Here is a 4618-nt window from a genome sequence, read left to right on the forward strand (position 1 = left end):
ACCGCACCGCGTTCAGGGCCGTTGGCGTTTCGGGGCCGTCATAGGCGTCGATCCGCGCGAGATAAGCCTGGACCAACTCAACCGACGTGGTCTGGCCGGATTCGAGCGCGGCGCGCAACTCGGCAATGGAAACTTCGGTAACTTCGATCATGCTGCCACCGCCGCTTGCAGGTGGAGGGTCCCAAACACTTCACTTTTCTCGAAATGGACTTTCATATCGTTATTCTCGTTGCACTGTGTGGCACGACAGGGTCGGGTGTTAAAAATACTGAGCACTATTTAGCATTAAACCGGGATTATAGGAATCAGTTGTCCAATTTATCTTACAGGCGACAGAAAAAAGGCCACCACAACCCGACGTTGTGGTGGCCCGAGGGTGACTCATTATAGTGGCTCGCGCGCGCAGGCCAATGGATCAGTGAGCGCCGGCGGCCTTGTTCAGGTCGCTTTCGGCCCATTCGGTGTAGACGCAGGCATCGGCGGTGGCCCAGCGCACCCGCACCGGGTCACCGGCCTTGAGCGGCATGCCGGCGGCGGACAGTGCCTTGACCGTCATCGAGGTGCCGCCAGCGGTGACCACGCTGCAGGTCTGGCTTTCGCCGAGAAACAGCACCTCCACGACATTAGCCGAGACTTCGTTCCAGCCGGCGGCCAGCGGTTCGGCAAGGGCTTGTTCATTGCTCAGGGCCAGGGCTTTTTCCGGACGCACCATCAGCAGCACGTCCTGATCGGTGTGCAGGCCGGCGGTGAGGCGGATCGACAGTGCCTGGCCTTCGAAGCTCGCCACCGCATTACCCTGGGCCTTGAGCTTGAGGAAGTTCGAGTTGCCGAGGAACGACGCGACAAAGGCGTTCGGCGGGTTCTGGTACAGGTCATAGCCGCTGCCGAGGCCGACGATCTTGCCGTGGCTGAAAATCGCGATGCGCTGGGACAGGCGCATGGCCTCTTCCTGATCGTGGGTCACATAGACGATGGTGATGCCCAGGCGTCGATGCAGCTGACGCAGTTCATCCTGCAAGTCTTCACGCAGTTTTTTGTCCAGTGCACCGAGGGGTTCGTCCATCAGCAGGATGCGTGGTTCGTAARCCAGCGCCCGGGCGATAGCGACTCGTTGCTGCTGGCCACCGGACAGTTGCGAAGGGCGGCGATGGGCAAATTGCTCGAGCTGCACCAGTTTGAGCATCGCATCGACCCGGCGCTCGCGTTCGGCGGCGGCCAGTTTGCGAATGGCCAGCGGGAAGACGATGTTGTCGCGCACTGACAGATGCGGGAACAGCGAATAGCGCTGGAACACCATGCCGATGTCGCGCTTGTGCGGCGGCACGTTCACCAGCGACTGGCCGTTGACCAGGATCTCGCCGCTGCTCGGGGTTTCGAACCCGGCCAGCATCGACAGCGTGGTGCTTTTGCCCGAGCCGCTGGAGCCGAGGAAGGTGAGGAATTCACCGTCCTTGATGTCCAGCGAGATGTTGTCCACGGCGGCAAAGTCGCCGTAGTGCTTGTTCAGGTTACGCAGGCTGACCAGGGGTTTGTCATTTTGCTGCGCGGAATCTTTGATCACTGCACTCATGTCGTACTCCTGGCGCTCAAGCGCTGATTTCGTTGCGCCGGCGCAGAGCGGCGGCGATGACCATGACCAACACCGAGAGGCCGATCAGCAGCGTCGAGGCGACGGCGATCACGGGCGTCAGATCCTGGCGCAGGGTGGTCCACATTTTCACGGGAAGGGTTTGCAGGGTCGGGCTGGCCATCATCACGCTCAGCACCACTTCATCCCACGAGACGAGGAAGGCGAAGAGGGCGCCGGCCACCATGCCCGGACGGATCGCCGGGAATGTCACCTTGAACACCGCTTGCAGGCGCGAGGCACCGCAGATCACCGCCGCATCCTCGATCGACTGGTCGAACAGCTTCAGCGAGTTGATGATCGAGATGATGGTGAACGGCAACGCGACGATGACGTGGCTGACCACGAACGCGAACATGGTCCCGGTGTAACCCAGTTTCAGGAACAGCGCGTAGACCGCCACGGCGATGATCACCAACGGCACGATCATCGGCAGGGTGAACAGGCCGTAGAGCATTTCCCGGCCGGGGAAGCGGCCACGCACCAGGGCGAATGCGGTCGGCAGGCCCAGCGCGACGGCGAAGAACGTAGTCAGCACCGCGACCTTGAGGCTGGCCATCGCCGCGTTCATCCAGTCGGCGTTGGAGAAGAACTGGCCGTACCATTTCAGCGTCCAGCCCGGTGGCGGGAACACCAGCCATTGCGACGAGCCGAACGACAGCAGCACGATGAACACGATCGGCAGCAGCAGGAACAGCCCGATCAGCCCGGTGGTGGCATAAAGGCCGAAGCGCATGCGCCGGCTCATGGCATTGGGGGTCAGGAGCATGACGGCTTACCTCGCGTTGCTAGCGCCAACCGGGGATTCCGGCTGGAGCTTCAGGTAGAAGTAGAACAGCACCAGCGTGATCACGATCAGCAACGCGGCGCCGGCGCTGGCCAGGCCCCAGTTGAGGAACGACTGCACCTGCTGAATGATGAACTCGGGCAGCATCATGTTCTGCGCACCGCCCAGCAGCGCCGGGGTCACGTAGTAACCGAGGGACATCACGAACACCATCAAACCGCCGGAGAACAGCCCCGGCCGGCACAGTGGCAGGAACACCCGGAAGAAGTTGGTCCAGGGGCTGGCGCCGCAGATGGAACCAGCYTGCAGGATCATCGGGTCGATGGCCTGCATGGTCGCCTGCAATGGCAGCACGATGAACGGGATCATGATGTAGCTCATGCCGATCACCACGCCGGTGAGGTTGTGCACCATCTCCAGCGGTTGATCGATGATGCCCATGGCCATCAACGCCTTGTTGATCACCCCGGAGGCTTGCAGCAGCACCAGCCAGGAGTAGGTGCGGGCGAGCAGGCTGGTCCACATCGACAGCAGCACGATGTTGAGGATCCAGCGACCCCAGCCACGGGGCACCAGGGTGATCGCCCAGGCCAGCGGGAAACCCAGCAACAGACTGAACAGCGTCACCAGTCCCGCCACCGAGAAGGTGTTGAGCAACACCCGCGCATAGGCCGAGTTGGCGAACAGTTGCTCGTAGTTGCCCAGGCCCGGCACCGGTTCCAGCACGCCGCGCAACAGCAGGCCAATCAGCGGCGCGAGGAAGAACAGGCCGAGGAACAGCAGGGCGGGGATCAGGTTGCTCGATCCGCGCCAGCGTTGGGCCAGGCTTGGCGATTGCGTCATTGCAGCCGCCTTGCCGGCAGCGCCAGGGGCGCTCCCGACTGACGTGGAGGGACGGGATGCGGTTGCCGTCATTTTCATTTGACCAGCCATTCGTTCCACCGTGTCGCGATGGCAGGACCGTTCTTGGCCCAGTACGCGAAATCAAGAGTGATCTGATCCTTGGCGTAAGCGGTCGGCAGATTCGGGGCGAGCACCGAGTCCAGGCGCTGCACGCTGTCGACGTTGACCGGGGCGTAGGCGGTCAGGTTGGAGAAGTCGGCCTGGCCCTTGGCACTGCTGGCGTTGGCCAGGAACTTCATCGCCGCGTCCTTGTTTTTCGAACCCTTGGGAATKACCAGGATGTCGGCCATGACCAGGTTCTGCTTCCAGCTTACGCCGACCGGGGCGCCGTCTTCTTGCAGGGCGTGAATCCGGCCGTTCCAGAACTGGCCCATGCTCGCTTCACCGGAGGCCAGCAACTGCTGCGACTGCGCGCCGCCGCCCCACCAGACGATGTCTTTCTTGATGGTGTCGAGTTTTTTGAACGCGCGGTCCAGGTCCAGCGGGTAGAGTTTGTCGGCAGGCACGCCGTCGGCCAGCAGCGCCAGTTCGAGCACGCCAGGGCTTGGCCATTTGTAGAGGGCGCGCTTGCCGGGGTAGGTCTTGGTGTCGAACAGCGCGGACCAGTCCTGAGGCTTGCTGGCGCCGAGCTTGCCTTCGTTGTAGCCGAGAACGAAGGAGAAGAAGAACGAACCGACGCCGTGATCGCTGACGAAGCGCGGGTCGATCTTGTCGCGCTGTATGACTTTGAAGTCGAGGGGTTCGAGCAAGCCTTCGGAGGCGGCGCGCAGGGCGAAGTCGGCTTCGACGTCGACCACGTCCCATTGCACGTTGCCGCTTTCGACCATGGCCTTGAGTTTGCCGTAGTCGGTCGGGCCATCCTGCACCACGGTGATGCCGCTGGCCTTGCTGAACGGGTCGGCCCAGGCCTGCTTCTGCGCATCCTGGGTGCTGCCGCCCCAACTCACGAAGTTGACGCTTTCAGCCGCCAGCAATGCCTGGCTGGTCACGCTCAACAGTCCCGCAAAAAGAACCGCGGTCGCACGTTTGTTCAACACCATTTTCACGCCCTCATTGTTGTGTTTATGAGCGGGGCTTTCGAGTGCCCGCCTATCGGGAGCATCAGTCCGTCGAGTCAGTGCTGACTGTTCGGTCTATGGAATATCATATTATGGTATTCCAAACTTTGTGCAAGCACTTTGCCGTACCGACTATCAGCCGAAAGTGGATTTTTGGGTTCTGGGGATTGGCCGGAGCCGGTCAGGCAACGCAATCCCCTGTAGGAGCGAGCCTGCTCGCGATGAGGGCGTGTCAGTCGATAT

At 61.8% G+C, this 4618-nt stretch carries 5 protein-coding genes; all 5 read right to left on the minus strand.

The window, feature by feature from the left end; genetic code table 11:
* The coding region (locus ACXRVY_RS17720; RefSeq protein ID WP_458237877.1) for a hypothetical protein at positions 1-151 on the minus strand (151 nt) is incomplete at its 3' end.
* Between the two features lie 264 nt (positions 152-415).
* A complete protein-coding gene (locus ACXRVY_RS17725) occupies positions 416-1570 on the minus strand; it encodes an ABC transporter ATP-binding protein (RefSeq protein ID WP_458237876.1) in 1155 nt (384 codons plus the stop codon).
* A 16-nt stretch (positions 1571-1586) separates the two neighbouring features.
* Complete coding sequence (locus ACXRVY_RS17730) at positions 1587-2396, minus strand: ABC transporter permease (RefSeq protein ID WP_007976227.1); 810 nt, start codon at positions 2394-2396, stop codon at positions 1587-1589.
* Between the two features lie 6 nt (positions 2397-2402).
* Positions 2403-3335 (minus strand): ABC transporter permease, encoded by a 933-nt coding sequence (locus ACXRVY_RS17735; protein WP_223463131.1) that lies wholly within the window; start codon positions 3333-3335, stop codon positions 2403-2405.
* The gene (locus tag ACXRVY_RS17740) at positions 3332-4357 is read right to left on the minus strand and encodes an ABC transporter substrate-binding protein (RefSeq protein WP_223463130.1); all 1026 of its coding nucleotides are present in this window, start codon (positions 4355-4357) and stop codon (positions 3332-3334) included. The genes ACXRVY_RS17735 and ACXRVY_RS17740 overlap by 4 nt, the downstream gene beginning before the upstream one ends.
* Positions 4358-4618: the final 261 nt, after the last annotated feature.

The sequence above is a fragment of the Pseudomonas sp. P5_A2_2 genome, from assembly GCF_054177685.1.

Coding starts and splice junctions, on each gene's coding strand:
- ACXRVY_RS17730 (WP_007976227.1), bottom strand. CDS start 2,396: ATGCTCCTGACCCCCAATGCCATGAGCCGGCGCATGCGCTTCGGCCTT.